This window comes from Escherichia sp. MOD1-EC6475, assembly GCF_003046645.1.
Lineage (GTDB): Bacteria > Pseudomonadota > Gammaproteobacteria > Enterobacterales > Enterobacteriaceae > Escherichia > Escherichia ruysiae.
Genome location: NZ_PZKQ01000053.1, coordinates 65156 through 87925 on the forward strand (window position 1 = coordinate 65156; position 22770 = coordinate 87925).

The window sequence follows — 22770 nt, forward strand, 5'->3', positions numbered from 1 at the left end:
TCTGACGATTTCACTCATGGCTAACTTTCCCTGCGGAGGCTTGTCTGAAGCGGTTTCCGCGATTTTATGCTGTAAAGTGTCGTTAACAAAAAAGGTTAAACGCGCCTTATACAAATCTTTTTTTTCATATGCCTGACGGAGTTCACACTTGTAAGTTTTCAACTACGTTGTAGACTTTACATCGCCAGGGGTGCTCGGCATAAGCCGAAGATATCGGTAGAGTTAATATTGAGCAGATCCCCGGTGAAGGATTTAACCGTGTTATCTCGTTGGAGATATTCATGGCGTATTTTGGATGATAACGAGGCGCAAAAAATGAAAAAGACAGCTATCGCGATTGCAGTGGCACTGGCTGGTTTCGCTACCGTAGCGCAGGCCGCTCCGAAAGATAACACCTGGTACACTGGTGCTAAACTGGGCTGGTCCCAGTACCATGACACTGGTTTCATTCCTAACAATGGTCCGACCCACGAAAACCAACTGGGTGCAGGTGCTTTTGGTGGTTACCAGGTTAACCCGTATGTTGGCTTTGAAATGGGTTACGACTGGTTAGGTCGTATGCCGTACAAAGGCGACAACATCAATGGCGCATACAAAGCTCAGGGCGTTCAGCTGACCGCTAAACTGGGTTACCCAATCACTGACGATCTGGACATCTACACTCGTCTGGGTGGTATGGTATGGCGTGCAGACACCAAGGCTAACGTACCTGGTGGCGCATCCTTTAAAGACCACGACACCGGCGTTTCCCCGGTATTCGCAGGTGGTGTTGAGTACGCGATCACTCCTGAAATCGCTACCCGTCTGGAATACCAGTGGACCAACAACATCGGTGACGCACACACCATCGGTACTCGTCCGGACAACGGTCTGCTGAGCCTGGGTGTTTCCTACCGTTTCGGTCAGGGCGAAGCAGCTCCGGTAGTTGCTCCGGCTCCGGCTCCGGCTCCAGAAGTACAGACCAAGCACTTCACTCTGAAGTCTGACGTTCTGTTCAACTTCAACAAAGCAACCCTGAAACCGGAAGGTCAGGCTGCTCTGGATCAGCTGTACAGCCAGCTGAGCAACCTGGATCCGAAAGACGGTTCCGTAGTTGTTCTGGGTTACACTGACCGCATCGGTTCTGATGCTTACAACCAGGGTCTGTCCGAGCGTCGTGCTCAGTCCGTCGTTGATTACCTGATCTCTAAAGGTATCCCGTCTGACAAGATCTCCGCACGTGGTATGGGCGAATCCAACCCGGTTACCGGCAACACCTGTGACAACGTGAAACAACGCGCTGCACTGATTGACTGCCTGGCTCCGGATCGTCGCGTAGAGATCGAAGTTAAAGGCATCAAAGACGTTGTAACTCAGCCGCAGGCTTAAGTTCTCGTCTGGTAAAAAACCCCGCTTCATGCGGGGTTTTTTTCGTCTTCAGTAAAGTAAATAACCCTGGCAAGTTATTCCTTACCCAGTAAGGCCTGCAAATCCTGCTTCAAAGAAGACATTTTATTTGCATATTTCTCTTTGTTTTCCGCATCTTCAATCAGCTGGACAATCGTTTCGGAAAGTGTTTTACCGCGCCGCTGTGCAAGACCTGCCAGCCGTTGCCAGACAATAAATTCCAGATCGATTGATTTCTTACGCGTGTACTGATGTTCCGCATTAAAATGGCGTTTCCGTCTGGCCCGAATTGTCTGCTTCATGCGATTGACCAGCTCTGGATTCATATGCTTGTCAATCCAGCCATTTACCAGCACGGGTTCATTTTCCAGCGATAGCAACACGTCAACGGCTTCCTGGGCGGCACTGGCTTCTACGTAACGGGTAATTAACTCCCCTTCACGGTGTTTCTTCACCAGATACTTCCATTTCCAACCGCTTTCCAGATTTTCAAGTTGTTGATATTTCATAGCGATCTCAATGTTACCGTGTAACTCTTTACAGAATATCAGTTTTTTAACTGTGTGATGAAAAGAATCTCCATCCTGTGAGCTTTCGCGCGCACGACAGGTCTTTTGTCATCGCTTTCCACGTGTGCTGAAGTGCCGGTTACGGTATAATCGCATCTTTGACAACAGACTAAAAAACATCAACTTTGACCATTACGAAACTTGCATGGCGTGACTTAGTGCCTGATACCGAAAGCTATCAGGAAGTATTTGCACAGCCACATTTGATTGACGAAAACGATCCTTTATTCAGTGATACTCAACCGCGACTGCAATTTGCGCTGGAACAGCTACTGCATACGCGAGCATCCTCCTCTTTTATGCTGGCAAAGGCCCCGAATGAGTCTGAGTATCTGAATCTTATTGCCGATGCCGCACGTGCGCTACAAAGCGATGCAGGCCAACTGGTGGGCGGTCATTATGAGATTTCCGGCCACACCATTCGCTTACGTAACGCAGTTAGCGCAGATGATAATTTTGCGACTTTAACGCAGGTTGTCGCTGCCGACTGGGTAGAAGCAGAACAACTCTTTGGCTGCCTGCGCCAGTTTAATGGCGACATTACCTTGCAGCCAGGCCTGGTGCATCAGGCAAATGGCGGTATTCTCATCATCTCTTTGCGTACTCTGCTGGCGCAACCTCTGCTGTGGATGCGGCTGAAAAATATCGTTAACCGCGAATATTTTGACTGGGTAGCGTTTGATGAGTCGCGTCCTCTCCCTGTCTCCGTTCCTTCAATGCCACTGAAGCTGAAAGTCGTTCTGGTCGGCGAACGCGAATCATTGGCCGATTTCCAGGAGATGGAGCCAGAACTCTCTGAGCAGGCTATTTATAGTGAATTTGAAGATACCCTTCAAATTATCGACGCCGAGTCAGTAAGCCAGTGGTGTCGCTGGGTGACGTTCACCGCCAGACATAACCACTTGCCTGCGCCGGGAACTGATGCCTGGCCGGTACTTATCCGCGAAGCCGTCCGCTACACCGGTGAACAAGAAACGCTGCCGCTTAGCCCGCAGTGGATCCTCCGCCAGTGTAAAGAAGTCGCTTCCTTGTGCGATGGCGATACCTTCTCCGGCGAGCAGCTAAACTTAATGCTACAGCAGCGTGAATGGCGCGAAGGTTTCCTCGCCGAACGGATGCAGGATGAGATCCTTCAGGAGCAGATCCTGATTGAAACCGAAGGCGAACGCATCGGGCAAATTAACGCCCTTTCGGTCATCGAATTTCCGGGCCATCCGCGCGCTTTTGGCGAACCTTCTCGCATTAGCTGCGTTGTGCATATAGGCGATGGCGAGTTTACCGATATCGAACGCAAAGCCGAGCTTGGCGGCAACATACACGCTAAAGGGATGATGATCATGCAGGCGTTCCTGATGTCGGAGCTTCAGCTTGAGCAACAGATCCCTTTCTCAGCATCGCTAACTTTTGAGCAGTCATACAGTGAAGTGGACGGCGATAGTGCCTCGATGGCTGAACTCTGCGCCCTGATAAGCGCCCTTGCCGATGTGCCGGTGAATCAGAGTATCGCTATTACGGGTTCAGTCGATCAGTTCGGTCGCGCCCAACCGGTCGGTGGTTTGAATGAGAAAATCGAAGGCTTCTTTGCGATTTGCCAGCAACGTGAGTTAACGGGGAAACAAGGTGTCATTATCCCTACCTCTAACGTTCGCCATTTAAGTCTTCACAGTGAACTTGTGAAAGCGGTAGAGGAAGGCAAATTCACCATCTGGGCAGTAGACGATGTGACTGACGCACTGCCGTTATTATTAAATCTTGTGTGGGATGGCGAAGGCCAGACAACGCTGATGCAAACTATCCAGGAACGTATTGCGCAAGCATCGCAACAGGAAGGACGTCACCGTTTTCCATTGCCATTACGTTGGCTGAACTGGTTTATTCCGAACTGATCGGACTTGTTCAGCGTACACGTGTTAGCTATCCTGCGTGCTTCACTAAAATAAGGCTTACAGAGAACATGGTAGATAAACGCGAATCCTATACAAAAGAAGACCTTCTTGCCTCTGGTCGCGGAGAACTGTTTGGCGCTAAAGGCCCGCAATTGCCAGCACCAAACATGCTGATGATGGATCGAGTGGTCAAAATGACCGAGACCGGCGGTAACTTCGACAAAGGCTATGTCGAAGCAGAACTGGATATCAATCCAGACCTATGGTTCTTCGGCTGCCACTTCATCGGCGATCCGGTAATGCCGGGATGTCTGGGTCTGGATGCGATGTGGCAGCTGGTAGGGTTCTACCTTGGCTGGCTGGGCGGCGAAGGTAAAGGCCGCGCACTGGGTGTAGGCGAAGTGAAGTTCACTGGTCAGGTTCTACCTACCGCGAAAAAAGTGACCTACCGTATTCACTTTAAACGCATTGTTAACCGTCGCTTGATCATGGGTCTGGCAGACGGCGAAGTGCTGGTAGATGGTCGTCTAATCTATACCGCCAGCGACCTGAAAGTCGGTCTGTTCCAGGATACTTCTGCATTCTGATTTAAATCAGGCTACATATTAAAGGCGAAACCTCCGCATTGCGGAGGTTTCTTTTTAAAGAGACAGAATCAGGCCATTACTACCCTGTCCGCCATGGCTTCTCGCCAGCCTCCCAGCCATTGTGACCTTTGATTCAGCGTCTGATAGGGACACATTTCTTTTGAGCGTCCGGCGATGCCGGCCTGATAACCACGTTGATGTGCCCGTTCCAGGCGATCTCGTTTTTGTCTCTTCATGCCTCGTTTCCCTCATACTGGTTTCTGGTGGAAAAGAAAACAGTGATTACTAAATGTGCAATCACAGTTAAGCAATACCGCGAATCATAACTGCCGTCAATGCGCAAAATTCACGCCACTGTCATATTTGTGAGCCATACAGGCATGTTGGTTGTACAAAAAATGTGAAGCGGAACAAGTTTTTCTCGATGGATTAAACAAAAAAACCGCCTCAGGCTACATGCCGGAGACGGTTATATTTACAAATATTTATAATTAAGGTAGACGCTTTATCTCTTGCGCAATAGCAGTGGCTTCCTGACTCCAGACACTGGCCAGCACTTTGACCATTTCATCGTAGCCATCCTGATTTTGCACCCCTTCCAGACGGAACGGTCGTTTGATCAATTGTCCCTGGTGGTTCAACAGCCACTCGCCACTGACAATGACCTTGCCATCATAGCGACCGTTAAACTCCGTTACGGTTACGTTGAGCGTGTCCTGGGCGCTTCCCAGAGGCTGGGAAGCAACCACCCAACCGGGGAGTTGCGTACTCAGATTAGCAACCAGGGTGTTGCGCAACTGTTGATCCAGCGGGCTGGCCCACAGGTTGTTGTTGGCAATCACATACTTCACATCACTGGTCTGATAAACCACCCCATTCCCCGCCAGATAGTCTGGAACAACGACTTGCTCTACCCATAACAGGCGATTGCCCTGGCTGGCGGTACTTTGCGTACCGCTCTGCACAACAGGTAACTGGTAATAGTTTTTATTGATCTCGCCGGAGCTGCATCCGGCCAGCCACAGTGCCGCAATCGTCACTAGCCACTTTTTCATTGTTTCGCCCTCTTCGGCTCTGGATCTTTTTTGTCCTTCGCTTCAAATACCAGCGCGTTACTCTTCTCATTAAGCGTTTTCAGCACCGGTTGCAGTTCACGCAACACCTGATCAAGCCGCTGCATATCCGCCACCATCTTGTTGTAGGCTGCGGAGCCAGGCTGGAAGCCCTGCATACTGCGATTCAGCTCACGCAACGTTGACTGCATATCCGTCGGCAACTGCTGCATCGACTGGCTGGCAAGGATCTTGTTCATACTATCCAGCGTCGCTTGCAGGTTTTTCATCGTGCGCTGGCTTTCAGACAGCGTACTGGTCGCCTGCTCAATCATCGGATTCAACGGCAGCTTGTTGATCTTATCTAATGCTTCCATCAGACGTTGCTGGATTTGCGCCAGACCGCCGCTAACGGTCGGGATAATCTGATAACCATTAAATTCACGAATACCGGTTATTGCTGGCGTATTTGGATAGAAATCGAGATCAACATAGAGCGCGCCAGTGACCAGATTTCCGGTCTTCAGCGATCCGCGTAAACCACGTTTCAACAACTCTCCAAGGTGCTTAACGACATCCGCATTTTCGCCAAGCTGCATTTTCAGCCGTTCCGGTTCAATGCGAATAAGTACCGGAATACGGTAATCATCATTAAATGTCTGACGCATATTCGGCGCAAAGAAAGGTACTTTACTTACTGTACCCAGGCGAATACCCCGGAATTCTACCGGAGCGCCAGGCTGCAAGCCTCGTACCGAATCTTTAAAGAACATCAGATAGTCAATGTGATCGGTGTATAGCGAATCCTGAATGCTCTTCTGGTCGTCATACAAAACGAATGCGGTTTTCGGCGCAACAGGCTGCCCTAAATCCAGACCTTCCGGCACGTCAAAGCTGACGCCGCCGCTGAGTAGCGTTGTCAACGAGCCCATCTCTACGCGCATTCCCGCTGACGTCAGATCAACCGCAATGCCACTATCTTTCCAGAAACGAACATTGCCGGTCACCAACCGGTCATAAGGCGCATTGATGAACAGTTGATAGCTGATATTGCGTTTTTGCGTATCGAAGGTGCTGGTTTCAACCGAACCTACCCGATAGCCACGGAACAGCACCGGATCTCCCGGCGAGAGTTGTCCGGCTTTTTTGCTATCAAGAATCACACGAATACCTTTCGCATCAGGCGGTGCCAGCGGTGGCGAATCGAGCAAATCATAACTTGCCTGTTTGCTGCCTTTCGCCCCCGGTTGCAGTTCGATATACACACCGGAAAGCAGTGTGCCCAGGCCACTAATACCTTCTCGACCTATCTGCGGTTTTACCACCCAGAAGACGGTATCTTTATGCAGCAGCTTCTCCATACCGGCATTCAGGCGCGCTTTGATTTCAACGTGCGTCAAATCATCGGCTAGCGTTGCGCTCTCGACCACGCCGACGTCAACACTACGGCTTTTAATGGTAGTCTTGCCGCCCTCAATCCCTTCCGCATTCGCGGTGATCAGGGTAACTTCCGGCCCCTGATGACTGTAATGATAAAAAAGAACCCACGCCCCTATAAGCGCCGTGACGATAGGAAATATCCACACGGGAGACCAGTTCTTCACTTTCTGGATTTTGGCTTCCCCATTATTAGATTCCATACTGTCAGGACTCCTCATGCACTGATTCAGGTTGACGATCCCACGACAAGCGTGGATCAAACGTCATCGCAGAAAACATTGTCATTATGACGACTAAAGCAAACATTAACGCACCCATTGCCGGATAAATACTCATTAAACCTCCCATACGCACCAGCGCCGAGAGCACCGCAATCACGAAAACGTCAATCATCGACCAGCGGCCTACAAACTCAACAACTTCATAAATTAAATGCATTCTTTCGCTGTCACGCTTGCCGTGCCCTTTGGCATCCCAGCACAACCATGCGATGGCGATCATCTTTAACGTTGGCACCATGATACTGGCTAAAAAGATAACCGCAGCAACAGGGTAAGAACCTTCACTCCACAACAGGATGACCCCGGCGAGAATCGTCGACGGCATCTTCGAACCTAATAAATCGGTCACCATGATGGGTAATAGATTAGCCGGGAGATACAGCATGATGGACGTAACAAGCAGCGCCAGCGTCCATTGCAGGCTATTTCTGCGCCGAACGTATCCTTTCGTGCCGCAACGCGGGCACACCGTTTCATCGGCGGGAAGGATCGCCGTACAGCAAGAGCAAGAGCGCAATCCTTGTCGGATACCCGTAATGCCCGGTTTTAACGGCTTAAGTAGTTCTGGCATCGGCGCAATATCATCCCACAACCAGCGACGATCAACGCACTGGAAGGCGCGCAGTTGCAGCACACAAAATAAACACCAGGGGAGAAAACTGCTGCCCACACCAATACTGCCGTAGGCCATCAGTTTGACGAAACTGACCAGCACACCCGCGAGGAAAATCTCTGCCATTCCCCAGGTTTTGAGTTGAAAGAGCACCCGTGCCAGTTGCTCTTTCAGACGTACCGGTAATTCGGCGCGATTCACCAGAAGCAGAATGGTAATCAGGCAAAATGCAGGAACCAGTTGCACAAACAACAAGAAAAAAGTGCCGAGGCTGGCGTAGTCCTCAGAAAACAGCACGCCCGGAATTTCCAGTAATGTAATTTCACTGGTAACTCCTGCGACGTTCATATTCACAAAAGGGAATAAGTTGGACAGCAACAGCATGAACAGTGCGGCCAACGCATAGGCGGTAGGACGCTGCCGGGGCGCGTCCCACGCAACGGTTAACGTTGTACCACACCGAGGACATGCCGCTTTCTGACCATGCTCAAGGTGGGGTAATTCCACCAGCATGTCACACTGCGAGCATAAGATATGCTTCGCGGCATGATGATGTTCGCACATTGGTACTCCTTAATGATGCGCTATTCTACAGATTGCTGACAAAGTGTCCTTTTTTCATGCCGGATGCAGCATAGGTGCCTTTACCGGTCTGAGAGAATACAAATAGTTTCCCCCATGCCTGATAAGCGTAGCGCATCAGGCAATTTTACCTTTGTCATCAGCCTCTATATCAATCAACTGTTTTGCGATCAGCCACCATTTTTTAACGCTTCAAGATACTCCCAGCGTTCAAAAGCCTGCTCCAACTCCTGCTCCGCAGCAGCCAGATCAGCGAGCACTTTTTGCGTATGTTCATGAGACTGGCTGAAGAAGGAGGCATCCGCCACCTGCGCCTGTAAGGCTTCCAGCTTCGATTCCAGATCTTCAAGCAATTGAGGAAGCTGTTCCAGTTCGCGCTGCAATTTATAGCTTAGTTTGCTAGTGTTGCGTTTTACAGTTTCTGTTTTTGGCGCTGCCGCTTCTTCGGTTTTTTTCACCACAGGCTGTTTAAGCGCCACATACTGTTCTTGCTGACCACGGGCATCATGATAACCGCCAACATAACGACCAATTTTGCCGCCGCCTTCGAAAATCCAGCATTCTGTAACGGTGTTATCGACAAACTGACGATCGTGGCTTACTAACAACACTGTCCCCTGGTAGCTGTCGATTAGCTCTTCAAGCAGTTCGAGCGTTTCGACGTCAAGGTCGTTGGTCGGTTCGTCGAGGATCAGTAAATTGCTTGGCTTAAGGAACAAGCGCGCCAGCAGCAGACGGTTACGTTCCCCGCCAGAAAGCGCACGCACCGGCGTCATCGCTCGTTTCGGATGGAACAGGAAGTCCTGCAAATAGCCCAGCACGTGGCGTGGTTTACCGTTAACCATCACCTCTTGCTTACCTTCTGCCAGGTTATCCATTACCGTTTTATCGGGATCGAGTTCCGCGCGGTGTTGGTCGAAGTAAGCCACTTCCAGTTTGGTGCCGACATGAATACGCCCGCTGTCCGCTTGAAGTTGACCGAGCATCAGTTTCAGTAGCGTGGTTTTACCACAGCCATTCGGGCCAATCAGGGCAATTTTGTCGCCACGTTGAACCTGGGCAGAAAAATCTTTCACCAGTTGCTTGCCGTCAACCTGGTAGCAAACGTCTTCCATTTCGAAAACGATCTTACCGGAGCGGCTGGCCTCTTCCACCTGCATCTTTGCCGTACCCATTACCTCGCGGCGTTGGCTACGTTCACGACGCATCGCTTTCAATGCACGCACGCGACCTTCGTTACGGGTACGACGCGCTTTGATCCCCTGACGGATCCACACCTCTTCCTGCGCCAGTTTGCGGTCGAACTCGGCGTTTTGCAGCTCTTCCACGCGCAGGGCTTCTTCTTTTTCCAGTAAATACTGGTCGTAATTCCCTGGATAGGTCACCAGCTTGCCGCGATCGAGATCAACAATACGCGTCGCCATATTGCGAATAAACGAACGATCGTGGGAGATAAAAATAATCGTCCCGTTAAAGGTTTTCAGGAAACCTTCGAGCCAGTCGATGGTTTCGATATCCAGGTGGTTCGTCGGTTCGTCAAGCAGTAACACGCGCGGATTGCTCACCAGCGCGCGTCCCAACGCCGCTTTACGCAACCAACCGCCGGAAAGTGACGACAGCGCAACGTTAGGATCTAACCCCAGTTGCGCCAGCACTTCGTTGATGCGGTTTTCCAGCTGCCACAGGTTGTGGTGATCCAGCTGTTCCTGAACCTTCGCCAGTTCGTTGAGATTTTTCTCGCTCGGGTCGTTCATCACCAGGCGCGAAATATCGTGATAGCGTTTCAGATATTCCGCTTGTTCTTCAATGCCTTCGGCAACGAAATCATAAACGCTGCCCTCGACGTTACGCGGCGGATCTTGTTGCAAACGCGCAACGATCAAATCTTGCTCATAGATTATCCGACCGTCATCCAGCCCCTGTTCACGGTTGAGGATTTTCATTAACGTCGATTTGCCTGCGCCGTTACGGCCCACCAGACAAACACGTTCGTTATCTTCGATGTGCAATTCTGCGTTATCGAGAAGCGGCGCGTCGCTGAACGACAGCCATGCGCCATGCATACTGATTAATGACATTACTATTCCTTTCAGGCTGCGGTAATCAGCCAGCAGTTGTGGATCTGGCGGTTACGGGCGAAATCCTGGGAGAGCGTTTTTTGCGTAATTTCTTGTGCTTTCAGCCCCAGTTTTGCCAGACCGTCGAGATCCATACGGAAGCCACGTTTGTTGTTCGAGAACATGATAGTCCCACCTGCGCGCAGCAGGCGCTTCAGATCTTTCATCAGAGCCAGATGATCGCGCTGAACATCAAACGCATCTTCCATTCGTTTTGAGTTAGAGAAGGTTGGCGGATCGATAAAGATCAGATCGAACTGTTCATTAGCTTCACGCAACCACGCCAGGCAATCGGCCTGAATCAGGCGATGCGCACGACCGGTTAAGCCATTCAGACGCAGGTTGCGTTCTGCCCACTCCAGATAAGTACGCGACATATCCACCGTGGTGGTGCTGCGCGCACCGCCTAAGCCCGCGTGCACGGTGGCGCTACCGGTATAGGAGAAAAGGTTGAGGAAATCTTTGCCTTTACTCATCTGACCGAGCATACGACGGGCGATACGGTGATCGAGGAACAAACCCGTATCGAGGTAATCCGTCAGGTTCACCCACAGGTGCGCGTTATATTCGGTGACTTCAATAAACTCGCCCTTCTCGCCCAGTTTCTGATACTGATTTTTGCCTTTCTGGCGTTCACGGGTTTTCAGCACCAGTTTGTTTGGCGCAATCCCCAGTACCGAAATGGTCGCAGCGATAATATCGAACAGACGTTGACGCGCTTTGTGCGCATCGATGGTCTTCGGCGGCGCGTACTCCTGCACGACCACCCAGTCGGCGTAGCGGTCAACAGCGACGTTGTATTCCGGCAAATCGGCGTCATACAGACGATAACATTCAATCCCTTCCTGACGCGCCCATTTTTCGAATTTCTTCAGGTTCTTACGCAGACGGTTGGCGTAATCTTCCGCCACCATCGCCGGTTTGCTGTCCGGAGTACTTTCAGCAACGTGGTAATTTTTCTGCACGCAGTCCAGCGGGCCATTTTTCGCCTTGTACTGTTTGTCTGCGCGCAATTGCAGACAACTTAACAAATCCGGTGAGGCGCTGAATAAAGAGAGATTCCAGCCACCGAACTGGTTTTTCATGATTCGACCCAACAGACTATGCAGCGCAATCAGCGCCGGTTCGCTGTCCAGACGCTCGCCGTACGGCGGGTTGCTCAGTACTGTACCATACGGTCCTTTTGGCAGCGGATTGGTCAGTTGCGCGACATCTTTCACGTCAAAAGTGATCAGTTCGCCAATCCCCGCCAGGCGGGCGTTAGTACGCGCACGTTGAATCACCCGCGCATCGCTGTCGGAACCGTAGAAATGAGAGCTGTATTCTGCCAGACCTTTACGAGCACGAGTTTGCGCTTCCGCTTTCACTTCCTGCCAGATGGCTTCGTCGTGCTGCGCCCAGCCGCTAAAGCCCCAACGCCCACGGTGCAAGCCCGGCGCGCGGTCGGTCGCCAGCATCGCTGCTTCAATCAGCAACGTACCGGAACCACACATCGGGTCAAGCAGTGGTGTTCCTGGCTGCCAGCCGGATCGCATCACAATGGCAGCCGCCAGTGTTTCTTTGATTGGCGCAATACCGGCATGGTCACGATAACCACGCAGATGCAAACCATCACCACTTAAGTCGAGAGCGATACTGGCGGTTTCTTTATGTAGCCAGACATTAACGCGGATATCCGGCGCATCGCGATCAACATTTGGTCGCGGCAGATTTTTACGCGTGAAAGCATCAACAATTGCGTCTTTAACTTTCATCGCGCCGTACTGGCTGTTGCGGATAGTGTCATTCAGACCGCTAAAGTGGACAGCAAAGGTCGCGCCAGGATTAAACATCTCTGTCCAGTTGATCGCCTGAACGCCGAGATAGAGGTCTAAATCGCTGTAAACCTTACACTCGCCCAGCGGCAACATAATACGCGAGGCCAGGCGGCTCCACATCAGGCTCTGGTATACAAGCCGCGTGTCGCCCTTGAAATGGACCCCACCCTGAACCACCTGGCATTCAACGGCCCCCAGGTTTTCCAGTTCAGTTTTTAACAGCTCTTCCAGCCCACGGGCCGTACTGGCAAACAGAGAATTCATATCGTCACTTTTACTCTAAGAAAATTGTTGCGCATTATAGCTAATAAGTCCGTCATGTCATAAAGTTGAGGGCTTATTTTCATTTGGGGACCGCACCGTGGCGACATTAACCCGGCTTTTTATTCATCCTGTTAAATCCATGCGTGGCATCGGTCTGACACACGCTCTTGCAGATATCAGCGGGCTGGCCTTCGATCGCATTTTTATGCTGACAGAACCTGACGGTACGTTTATTACCGCTCGTCAGTTTCCGCAAATGGTACGGTTTACCCCTTCTCCCGTGCATGACGGCTTACATCTCACCGCGCCCGATGGTAGCAGCGCGTGGGTCCGCTTTGCCGATTTCGCCAAACAGGACGCACCAACGGAAGTGTGGGGTAACCATTTTACTGCGCGCATTGCGCCAGATGAGATTAACAAATGGTTAAGCGGATTTTTCTCCCGCGACGTGCAATTGCGCTGGGTGGGGCCGCAGATGACGCGGCGCGTAAAACGCCACAACACTGTACCCCTGTCATTCGCTGATGGCTATCCGTATCTGCTCGTCAATGAAGCTTCATTGCGCGATCTCCAACAACGCTGTCCGGCAAGTGTCAAAATGGAACAATTCCGCCCCAATCTGGTTGTTTCTGGCGTAGCCGCGTGGGAAGAAGACACCTGGAAAGTGATTCGTATTGGCGATGTGGTGTTCGATGTGGTGAAACCGTGTAGCCGTTGTATTTTCACCACCGTTAGCCCGGAAAAAGGGCAAAAGCATCCGGCTGGCGAACCATTAAAAACGCTGCAATCTTTCCGTACAGCCCAGGATAACGGCGATGTCGATTTCGGTCAAAACTTAATTGCCCGTAACAGTGGTGTTATCCGTGTTGGCGATGAGGTGGAAATCCTGGCGACAGCACCGGCAAAAGTCTACGGTGCGGCCGCAACGGACGATACTTTCCCTGCGCCCCAACAACCGAATGCGAATGTTGATATCAACTGGCAAGGGCGGGCATTTCGCGGTAATAACCAACAGGTACTGCTGGAACAATTAGAAAATCAAGGGATTCGTATTCCCTATTCTTGCCGTGCCGGCATATGTGGAAGTTGTCGTGTTCAGCTTCTCGAAGGCGAAGTCACCCCGCTGAAAAAATCAGCTATGAGCGACGATGGAACAATTCTTTGCTGTAGTTGCGTACCGAAGACTGCATTGAAACTGAAAAGTTAAACGGCTTGTTCAAGGCTGACGCTGTCATAACTCACATGCGGTCTCAGCCTGTCATTCATAATTTTGATGGCATCACCCAGTTGCATGGCGCGCCCGGCGATAATGACGCAAGGTTGCGCCAGCAGGCACAGTGCGGCATTTTCGCCAGATTCAATAACCAGTAAATTGACCTGCTCATTGGTGTCGCTTAACCAGACACAGGCAGCATCACCTGACGCTGGTGCCCACATTTCGCCATGAGAAACAAAATGCCAGCTTTTCGGCATTTGCGGTTTGAGATAACGAATCGCTACCAGTGCATTAAGCACCAGTTCAGCTTTTTGTTCTTTTGATAAGTTAAGATCGCGGCATTTTTCTTCAAACGTGAAATAGAGCGCGGCGTCATCAACGCAAAATCCCGCAGGAGAAAAAGCATCCGGCGTCAACATTTTACGTGCAAAACGTGAGCGAAACAGCATACCATTGGCTAAATCAAGCATCATTCGATCATGCTCTTCATCGTAATACCAACGCCAGTTATCGTCTGGTTTAATTCGCATATGCCTCTCCTCTACCCTATAAATTCACTGCAACACATTCCATTGTCGCTTTGCTTAATAACCTCAACAAGAAAAGTACAAAATGTCTAAATAAGTAACAGGAATGAATATAAAACAACCAGGGCTGAAAATAAAGCCCTGATTATCTTATAAAGAGAAAGTGAAAGAAATAATTAGATATGAGTAACGATTTCTTTAATCAGCGGCGGCCCTTTAAAAATAAAACCAGAATAAATTTGCACCAGTGAGGCCCCTGCGGCTATCTTCTCACGGGCAGCGATAACCGAGTCAATACCACCAACACCAATGATCGGTAAACGACCATTTAATTCCTGCGACAAGCGGCGAATAATTTCTGTGCTTTTTAATTGTAACGGACGACCACTTAAGCCACCGGTTTGCTCGCAATTTTTCATTCCCTGAACTAAAGAACGATCGAGGGTGGTATTAGTCGCAATAACGCCATCAATATTATGGCGTACCAAACTATCGGCCACCTGGATCAACTCCTCTTCAGAAAGATCCGGCGCGATCTTCACTGCGATCGGCACATATTTATGGTGCATCGCTTGCAAATCATTTTGCTTATTTTTAATTGCCGTTAATAAATCATCCAGTGCTTCGCCATATTGCAGAGTACGTAATCCTGGGGTATTCGGTGATGAAATATTGATGGCGATATATCCTGCATAGGCGTAGATTTTCTCCATACAAATCAGATAGTCATCTTTGCCTTGCTCAACCGGTGTATCTTTATTTTTACCGATATTAATTCCCAGAACGCCATCATAATGTGCTTTTTTAACGTTCTCAACGAGGTTATCAACGCCGAGGTTATTAAAGCCCATACGGTTGATCAAACCTTCAGCATCCACCAGGCGGAAGAGACGTGGCTTGTCATTTCCTGGTTGTGGACGAGGGGTGACAGTGCCGATCTCGATCGATCCAAATCCCATTGCGCCTAAAGCGTCAATACACTCCCCGTCTTTATCAAGACCGGCAGCCAGACCAAGCGGATTTTTAAAGGTCAGTCCCATGCAGTTAACCGGTTTCGCTGGAACGTTCTGTCGAACAAGTGCTTCAAACGGCGTTCCGGTAATGCGACGTAATTGCTGAAAAGTAAACTCATGAGCGCGCTCAGGATCGAGCTGGAAAAGGGCTTTACGAACGAAGGGGTAGTACATGAACTCTCCTGGATTCCCGGTGTGCAAACCGGGTGCGTATTATGTGCGAGTTCGGATCAAAAGGGAATTGACCTGTGGCAAAAAAAGCGCAAACGTTTTCTGAACCTGTTTTAGGGCAGATTTTGCTCCTTCTTTTCACTCAAACCGCCGTAATCATTTATCGTCCGCCAGGAGACCTGGCACTGTGCCACTGACTGGCACCAACTTGTCTGACGCTGACTTTTAGGAGCCACAACCCCCGCGTTGCTTAGCGGTTGACCATTTACGCTAACCTGAATCAAGTTGATGTAGTAAGGCGTGGGGTTAATCAGTTGCACCCCCTGCGAAGTCCGTGACCAGCGTAATTGTTGATAAGCCTCCAACGGATCGCCTTGCAAACCTTCGGGTCGCCAGAACAGTTTAAATACTGAACGCATCGCCACTTTCACGCTTTGATTTTCCACTTTGCCAGAAGGCACGCTGGCAATGCTTAATTCGAATAGCGTTTCACGATCCGCAGGTAATAAATTGCTTTCAGTTTTCAGCAAGCGCAACGTTCCTGTGGTTCCCGGCTTCAACAGAAAAAGCGGCGGAGCTGCCAGTAATGGTGCTGATGTGGCAGGTGCATCTCCCCCCGCCCAGCGTACAGGGCGATTAATTTTACTGTTGATAAGCCAGGATTCCTGACTGGTATTGGTCAGTGAAATCGAAATCGATTCTCTGTCAGCAGGAAAGACAAATCGCGTTCCCCCAACCACAACCCCCGCCTGTAACTCTCCCGCTACCAGCAGGAGTAAGACGACAAAAATAGACAGCGCAAATCTGTTCCAGATATTAGTCATAATGAAGTACAAATGTCGCGCTGGCACTCACATTGCCCGACTGCACACCGCCACCGACAGGTCGCAGTTGCGCATAAAACGTTAATGGCACATTACCGCTATGTAAGCTGTAGTCTTTGCTCGCCTGATTAAGCGGTATCAATATTTTCGCATCATCCAGAATCGCAATAGCCAGCCCACTGGCTGCATCCGTACCACTTTCAATGGACAGCATTTCGCTCTGCATTCCGTCGGGTATTCCTGAAAAGGTGACGTCTACCGTGCTGACATCTGTTCCGCAATCCTGCAAATTAATCATGAAAGATTTCTCCGGACCATAATTCCCATGAGAAAAACGCGTCAGCGAGACATCACCTAACGGTACATTAATTTGCTTGCTATCCTGTGCCAGTACGCACGTGTTACGGCGAAACGATCCACTGATGTTTACCGTGCCATCATGAGCAAACACCGTGCCGCCTCCCGTTAATCCCAGCAAGCACAGAATCAAGATTATCCGTTTCAACATCACTCCTTCACTGGTAAACCAGATCAAAATACAGGACAGCAGTCGCATTACCGCCCGTTGCTCCCGTCTTTGTAGACTTGTAACGCAGTTGATACTTGAGTGTGTTATCCCCTGCTTTTAAGGGGGTGAGCGGCTGTACCTGGTTGAGCGGGATTTCTTGCTGGGTTTGTGCATCGATAATTTGCACGGCAATCCCCGTTGCCATTCCACCGCTTCCGCCTGAGTCGGTTAATTTGAGTAATGTCGGTGCAAGGGAATCAGCTTCGCCGCTAAAAAGGACATCCGCGCCAGTAATACCAGCGGCACAGCCGGTAATATCAATATTCAAATCAGCAGCAGTGCTTACGGTATTCGCGGTCTGAAAATCGCTGATATTAAAATCACCAATATGGATATTTTGTAATGCGCTTTTAGTAGAGACATCGCAGCCCTGATCGACCACATTGCCATAAATATGCATACTGACCTGCTCAGGTCCAGCCGTCCCGACATGTGCATTAAGCAGAGTCAACGACAAGACAACGTACTGAATTATTGTATTTTTCTTCATGTATTCACGCGTCAGTCAAAGTTTATTCTTACCGTCGCCGTGGCTTCAAAGCGCCCGGTTTCCGGTGGTACGCCCGTCGTGCTGACCGGATAAACATTCATTCGCGCGATACTGTCCGCATCATCAGGAATTGAGAGCGGTAGCGTTCCTCCTGCCGGGGAAATAATATTGTTCTGGCTGTCAGTGACTACAACACCGACACCGGGACGTGAAGTCTTAATCGCCTGGGGATAATTGGGATCGCTGGTTGCCGTCAGACTTAAATTAACGTTAACCAGTCCGGAGTTTCCGGTATTACACCTGACAGGAATCGATAGACCTGCGGTATTGGCTCCCAGTGGTTTATGACCCACAACCCGAAAGTTAGCGGCAAATACATCCCCCAAATCCACTTCGATGGTCTCTCCGGCGTTAACAGAGCATGATTCCAAAGAATTGATAGTACCTGACAGGTAATACACCAGAACCGGTGTACCTGTGGCCGTACAGGAATTACCTGCGGGTATGTTGTAACATTCGAATAATCGCGCCAGCGCCATCGGCGGAATGGTTACCGAACCGACAAACGGCTGTAATATTTTCAGGGAAAAACTCCCGCTATTGCCGCTTGCTCCCTGGCCACCTAATCGTTGCCCACCAGGATCGCAAATATGCCATCGGTTGTCAGACCCTGTACCAATATTTTCAAACGGTACTGCAGTTGGAGAATTCCCTTTCACCTGGAGCAATACCTTAGCCGCCAGATAGTCGTTGATTTTGTACCAGCTGTCGCCTAAATAGGGTAACGGTGAATCAGCAGCGAATGCCCACAGACCACTTCTGACATTGTCTTTATCGCAATCACAGGAAACATAATAATCATTCGATTCGTTCCACTGATAAAATTTATCTTTGACCACTCCTGCTGTATTTTCTTCTTCGTCGAGAGTTTTAACGCCAAAATTAACGCCAATATAAGGGTTCCCCTGCGTAACATGGCACTGTCCGGTATAAGCAGCGGCTTGAGCGCCCCAAAGTATTAACACGGCAGCAAAAATCAGTCGTAATAATGAAATAGAATTTATCTGCATATGGCCTCCATACGCGTAATCGCTGAGTTAATTTGCTGTTCGGTTAGTTGATAACTTATTCGGCAAGCCTGATCGGAAGCTTCGCCCCAGCGTACGGTTATCGTTCCCTTCGCCGGTAAACCTGACATATAGAGCGAACCATCATCATCAATAATGCCGCTATTTGTCTGTACGCCATCCAGTGTTGCCATCGCGCCAAAGCGCAGCGGCATACCCTGCTTTGATGTTTTCATTAATACTCTGGCCCCAACATGAGCACTGAATTGCGCCAATACCAGCGCCCCTTTGGTGGGCACCACGTTTACCACTGCATTTTCAATATCCACATTACGTCTCAACGACGCGGCATCGAGCGCAATGCGATTTTCCCGGTAAGAAGTGGCATAAGGGACAACGGTATAGCCGCGCCAGTCGGTTTTCAGGCCAGTGCTGTTTGCCACTCGGGTATTTTCTGCGCCCGGAGCAGCAATCAAAACATTTGTTTCACCCAATGATTGACCCAACGTAATACCGTGCGAATGGGCAACTAAGCCGCCTGAAAGTGCATAATTAAGCTGTTGCTGTCGGGCATTATCGCTGTAGTTATATCCCACTCTGGCATCACCAAACGCACCCTTGTAATCCATGCTGGCGCTGCCGTTGGCGGTTTTTCCTTCGCTGTTATAACCCTGTTGCACGCTATAACTCAGATTACCGTCGTCGAGTAATGTCTCCGTTAAACCCAGGTTTTGCGTTATATGTCCCTCGTTATCGACGCTGGTATTTGAGGTCACCCAGGCGTAATTCTTTTTCGCGGTATAGCTATCATTAGTCTTTGGAAGCAATAAACTGAACGGTAAGGAAAAATTCAGCGCAAATACCTGGTCGGCTTCAGGCTGGCCACGTGATTTACTGTAGTTCCACGATAGTCCCAGGGAAACATCTTTAATTTGCGTGTTATAACCAAACTGTAATAACCGATCCTGTTGATTCGTATGCCAGTATGTCTGCTGACTGCCGCTTAAATAAAACGAACCGTACTCGCCTAATTGCTGGGAGATATTGAGCTGAAGTTTGCCGCGTTTGGTGTAATACAAATTGTAATAACGCGACCACATCGGCGTGTCTTCGTCATCACCGTCATTAAATTCGTAACCATCCATGTGTTTATACATGGTGTCGGAAAGTGTGTAGAAACCGGAAGTAGAATAGCGATAGCCCATCAACTGAAAATTAGTGCCAAACTGGTTAAGCGTTTTGGCATACAGGAAACGATACGACTGACCTTTATGTTCACTTTGATCTGCCAGTGTACTCTTCGCCTGGGTTGCATCGAACGAAATTGCCCCGAAATCGCCGAGGTTAAACCCCATGCCAAACATCGCAGCACGGTAATATTCAGCATATTGCCCACCGCCATACCAGGTCATTCCCCACGGCCCACCCCATTGCAGCGTAGCCTGAGCAAATTTACTTTCTTGTTGGTCATTGCTATTGGTTCTGTATTTCGCCAGTGTCACCGCGTATTTGATTCGCCCCTGACGCTGGAGCAATGGCACGCTGGAAAAAGGTACGCTGTAACTATTGACGCTGCCGTCAGCTTCTTTAATTTCAACCAGCAAATCACCACTAGACGACGTGGAATAGAGATCACTAATTTCAAAAGCACCAGGCGAAACATAGGTTTGGTAGATGGTATAGCCGTTTTGTTTAATTGTTATCTGAGCATTGCTTTTTGCGATACCACGCACCACTGGCGCAAAGCCTTTCAAACTGTCTGGCAGCATATTGTCATCTGACGCCAGTTGCACGCCACGAAAGCTGACGCTATCGAAAAAATCGCCTGCTGTATAATCATCACCCACGGTCAATTCACCTTTTAATGGAATAACTGCCCGCTGCAGGTAGCTGCTGAGATTCTTCCATTCTGCGGGTTGTCCGCTACTACGACTCCATGTTGAATTGTTGCGCAATCTCCACGAACCTAAATTCACGCCACTGTTTAAATTCAGAAAATAGCTGTCACCAGAATCACTGCTTGTACTGCTGTGAATGCTGTTAGCACCGCTAAATGAATATCCCAGTAATAGCGCGTTGATCCCTTCATCCCAACGTTCAGGGGGAACGTAGCCACGAGCGTTACTTTTGATGGCGATTTGCGGTACTGAAATTTCCAGACGGAGTTTATTCACATCAAAGGTCACGCTGGCATCGGGAATAATTTCCGTCAACGGCGCGCACGCTTGTTTGTCCAGTTGTTTAAAAGCCGGAAACGCGTCAGTATTCACGCCCATTGCATCCAGGCTTTCAGTCGTTAAACAGGCAGCAATCCCCTTCTCTGGCGTTATCTCAACAAAATTGACGTTGCGCGTATCTACAATTGTCTGGTTCAGAACAATATCGACACGATAAACCCCTGGCGTTATTTTTTGTCCTTTTTCGAAACGGGACAAATCGGCCACCATTGAGGGATCATCTTTGAAAAAGGCAGGATCGAACCAGGTTTCAGCTTGTGCATTGAACGCCGCCGACACAAACACCACCAGCCCACCAATAAACGATGGCACTCCACCAGAGCTTAACAGGCTGTGTTGTCGTTGAGTTCTATGCATCTCGCTCTCTTAACTGAAGACGACTTACGATTTACAGTTGAGTTGCGGCGTTTCCGCCCCATAGTCATTGATTGTTTGGTACGTTACGCTGCTGTTTTTGGCTCCCTTAGGCAGAGAGAATTGATATTTATCAACGGGGGAGATCATTTGATTTTTAACCGTTTTCCCACCTATTTTCAGGTTTGTAAGGGTAATGAAGTAAGGCGTTGGATTACTGACTGTAATCACGTCGGCTGACGAGGTGCAACGCAGTTTTGCCGGAGCCTCACTAACGGAATACGGTAAACCTTTTGGCCGCCAGAACAGTTTGATAACACTTTGCGTGGCAATCTTCAGGGTATTGCCCTCTTCCCGCTTTGTTGTGGCAGGAACGGCACGCACACTGGTATAGAAAAGGCTTTCCCTGTCTTTTGCTAACGGTGCACCAATATACATAATGCGTAACAGATTCTCATTTGCCGGATTCAGCACAAATAGCGGTGGCGTAATAATAAAATCTGCTGATTTTTTATTATCCGGCGTCATCACCCATGACTGAATAAGATAAGAAACATCAGGACTGGTGTTACGCACGCCAAGTGAAATTTGTTCTTCACTTTCAGAATAAACCAGACGCGTGGCGGCAAGTCCTACTCCACCTTTACCTGCGGCCCAGACGGACATACAGTTTAGTAATATTACCGTTAAACTTACGGTCACAATTCCCTTTGTTATGCAAGTTTTCATAAATAGGTGCTCTTAAAAAATATGAATATCCCCTCCAGAATACTGGAGGGGTACTAATTAATAAAACAATTAATGAGTTCTATTAATAATAGTTAATATGGAAATCAGTTACCGCATTAACATTACCTGAAGTCGCTTTACCCGTAGCGATATAATCAACTTTAAAGGTCACTGTTTGCTCAGCAGAATCCGCTAACTGAATATTTTCAGTTTCCGTACCGGGAGTCACTGTTGTAGTACCATCCGGCATATACATTTGTAGAGCGACATTAGTCGCTGCATCGGTAGAAGCCTGGTTGGCGAATGCTGTAGTCTGTGTGGCGTCAGCCGTACCGCTAAAGGTGAAAGCAGCATTTTTAGTTACAGTAACATCACAGTCTTCTAATGCAATTGGTACATCAGTTTTTACACCAGAGACTGCGCCATTACTTTGCAACTTCGTTGCACTGACATTTGGCAATGTGACTATTGAATCTTTCGTCGCAGCGACCAGCGTGCAGGCAGGTGCGATGACTTTACCATTAAACGTTACTGTACCGTCCGTGATGGCATTATCATCAGCCGCCATAACGCTGGAAGTTGTACATACCACAGTTATAAACGCCGTCAATACACTTTTTTTCATCGTTATCATCCTGATTTCTTCGTAAATATGATAATGCCTATAAATGACATCGCATTTAATAATATCAATAATTGTCCGCTATTTAAACCCGGTCTATTCACCCAAATAAATGACATTTTCTTAACTTATAGATTTAGTGAATATAATTTCATGGTACTCATTGGCAATATATTGATTCAATATAAAACGACAGCCCAATAAATAAATACAAGTGATATTTTAATAACATCCTTTAGTTCATTTTTAGAAAAACATACACAAAAATTATATTTGGCATTTGCTTTTCCCTCCGACAGACTGAGCGAATTGTTATCAATGTTAACAAAACAAGATCAATTGGTTATAAGGAGAGAAT

The 22770-nt window shown here is 49.0% G+C and carries 20 protein-coding genes; 4 read left to right on the forward strand and 16 right to left on the reverse strand.

Translation table 11 applies throughout. The features are described from left to right. The first annotated feature begins 315 nt into the window (after nt 1-315). Nucleotides 316-1368, forward strand: coding sequence for a porin OmpA (ompA, locus tag A7589_RS17375; RefSeq protein ID WP_016158018.1), 1053 nt, complete (start codon nt 316-318; stop codon nt 1366-1368). Between the two features lie 74 nt (nt 1369-1442). Here ompA and matP read toward each other — a convergent pair whose 3' ends face one another. Next, nucleotides 1443-1895, reverse strand: coding sequence for a macrodomain Ter protein MatP (matP, locus tag A7589_RS17380; protein ID WP_000877169.1), 453 nt, complete (start codon nt 1893-1895; stop codon nt 1443-1445). Nucleotides 1896-2080: 185 nt separating this feature from the next. Here matP and A7589_RS17385 point away from each other — a divergent pair, with 185 nt between their 5' ends. Both A7589_RS17385 and fabA read left to right on the forward strand, forming a co-directional pair. Continuing rightward, nucleotides 2081-3841, forward strand: coding sequence for an AAA family ATPase (locus A7589_RS17385; RefSeq protein ID WP_000156538.1), 1761 nt, complete (start codon nt 2081-2083; stop codon nt 3839-3841). 68 nt (nt 3842-3909) lie between these two features. Beyond that, the gene (gene fabA / locus A7589_RS17390) at nt 3910-4428 is read left to right on the forward strand and encodes a bifunctional 3-hydroxydecanoyl-ACP dehydratase/trans-2-decenoyl-ACP isomerase (protein WP_000227927.1); all 519 of its coding nucleotides are present in this window, start codon (nt 3910-3912) and stop codon (nt 4426-4428) included. 68 nt (nt 4429-4496) lie between these two features. On the opposite strand, the gene rmf is transcribed toward fabA, so the two are convergent. The 6 genes from rmf to rlmKL form a co-directional block, all read right to left on the reverse strand. After that, complete coding sequence (gene rmf, locus A7589_RS17395; RefSeq protein WP_000828648.1) at nt 4497-4664, reverse strand: ribosome modulation factor; 168 nt, start codon at nt 4662-4664, stop codon at nt 4497-4499. A 255-nt stretch (nt 4665-4919) separates the two neighbouring features. Next, complete coding sequence (gene pqiC / locus A7589_RS17400; protein ID WP_000759127.1) at nt 4920-5483, reverse strand: membrane integrity-associated transporter subunit PqiC; 564 nt, start codon at nt 5481-5483, stop codon at nt 4920-4922. Next, a complete protein-coding gene (pqiB, locus tag A7589_RS17405) occupies nt 5480-7120 on the reverse strand; it encodes an intermembrane transport protein PqiB (RefSeq protein WP_000445526.1) in 1641 nt (546 codons plus the stop codon). Before pqiB ends, pqiC begins: the two co-directional genes overlap by 4 nt. 4 nt (nt 7121-7124) lie before the next feature. Beyond that, nucleotides 7125-8378 carry a membrane integrity-associated transporter subunit PqiA gene (gene pqiA, locus A7589_RS17410; RefSeq protein WP_105282675.1) on the reverse strand — a complete coding sequence of 418 codons (1254 nt, stop codon included), beginning with the start codon at nt 8376-8378 and terminating at the stop codon, nt 7125-7127. 188 nt (nt 8379-8566) lie between these two features. Continuing rightward, complete coding sequence (locus tag A7589_RS17415; protein ID WP_000053105.1) at nt 8567-10474, reverse strand: ABC transporter ATP-binding protein; 1908 nt, start codon at nt 10472-10474, stop codon at nt 8567-8569. 11 nt (nt 10475-10485) lie between these two features. After that, nucleotides 10486-12594 carry a bifunctional 23S rRNA (guanine(2069)-N(7))-methyltransferase RlmK/23S rRNA (guanine(2445)-N(2))-methyltransferase RlmL gene (gene rlmKL, locus A7589_RS17420; RefSeq protein WP_108188933.1) on the reverse strand — a complete coding sequence of 703 codons (2109 nt, stop codon included), beginning with the start codon at nt 12592-12594 and terminating at the stop codon, nt 10486-10488. A 97-nt stretch (nt 12595-12691) separates the two neighbouring features. Between rlmKL and ycbX the strand changes: the two genes are divergently transcribed. Beyond that, nucleotides 12692-13801 carry a 6-N-hydroxylaminopurine resistance protein YcbX gene (gene ycbX / locus A7589_RS17425; RefSeq protein WP_000224256.1) on the forward strand — a complete coding sequence of 370 codons (1110 nt, stop codon included), beginning with the start codon at nt 12692-12694 and terminating at the stop codon, nt 13799-13801. Here the strand turns inward: ycbX and zapC are convergent. The 9 genes from zapC to A7589_RS17470 form a co-directional block, all read right to left on the reverse strand. After that, a complete protein-coding gene (gene zapC, locus A7589_RS17430) occupies nt 13798-14340 on the reverse strand; it encodes a cell division protein ZapC (RefSeq protein ID WP_001220664.1) in 543 nt (180 codons plus the stop codon). The two genes, ycbX and zapC, sit on opposite strands and share 4 nt — an antisense overlap. 173 nt (nt 14341-14513) lie before the next feature. Beyond that, on the reverse strand, nt 14514-15524 hold the full coding sequence (gene pyrD, locus A7589_RS17435; RefSeq protein WP_010355464.1) for a quinone-dependent dihydroorotate dehydrogenase: 1011 nt from the start codon (nt 15522-15524) through the stop codon (nt 14514-14516). A 110-nt stretch (nt 15525-15634) separates the two neighbouring features. Next, complete coding sequence (locus tag A7589_RS17440; RefSeq protein WP_010355466.1) at nt 15635-16345, reverse strand: fimbrial chaperone; 711 nt, start codon at nt 16343-16345, stop codon at nt 15635-15637. Further along, on the reverse strand, nt 16338-16853 hold the full coding sequence (locus tag A7589_RS17445; protein ID WP_000919390.1) for a fimbrial protein: 516 nt from the start codon (nt 16851-16853) through the stop codon (nt 16338-16340). Before A7589_RS17445 ends, A7589_RS17440 begins: the two co-directional genes overlap by 8 nt. 7 nt (nt 16854-16860) lie before the next feature. Beyond that, nucleotides 16861-17403, reverse strand: a complete 543-nt coding sequence (locus A7589_RS17450) for a fimbrial protein (protein WP_077630320.1) — start codon at nt 17401-17403, stop codon at nt 16861-16863. 11 nt (nt 17404-17414) lie between these two features. After that, nucleotides 17415-18473, reverse strand: a complete 1059-nt coding sequence (locus A7589_RS17455) for a fimbrial protein (protein ID WP_001166723.1) — start codon at nt 18471-18473, stop codon at nt 17415-17417. Then, complete coding sequence (locus A7589_RS17460; protein ID WP_050544773.1) at nt 18464-21064, reverse strand: fimbrial biogenesis usher protein; 2601 nt, start codon at nt 21062-21064, stop codon at nt 18464-18466. The genes A7589_RS17455 and A7589_RS17460 overlap by 10 nt, the downstream gene beginning before the upstream one ends. A gap of 24 nt (nt 21065-21088) precedes the next feature. Further along, a complete protein-coding gene (locus A7589_RS17465; RefSeq protein WP_016158009.1) occupies nt 21089-21790 on the reverse strand; it encodes a fimbrial biogenesis chaperone in 702 nt (233 codons plus the stop codon). Nucleotides 21791-21872: 82 nt separating this feature from the next. Further along, on the reverse strand, nt 21873-22415 hold the full coding sequence (locus A7589_RS17470; RefSeq protein ID WP_000750302.1) for a fimbrial protein: 543 nt from the start codon (nt 22413-22415) through the stop codon (nt 21873-21875). Nucleotides 22416-22770 lie beyond the last annotated feature (355 nt).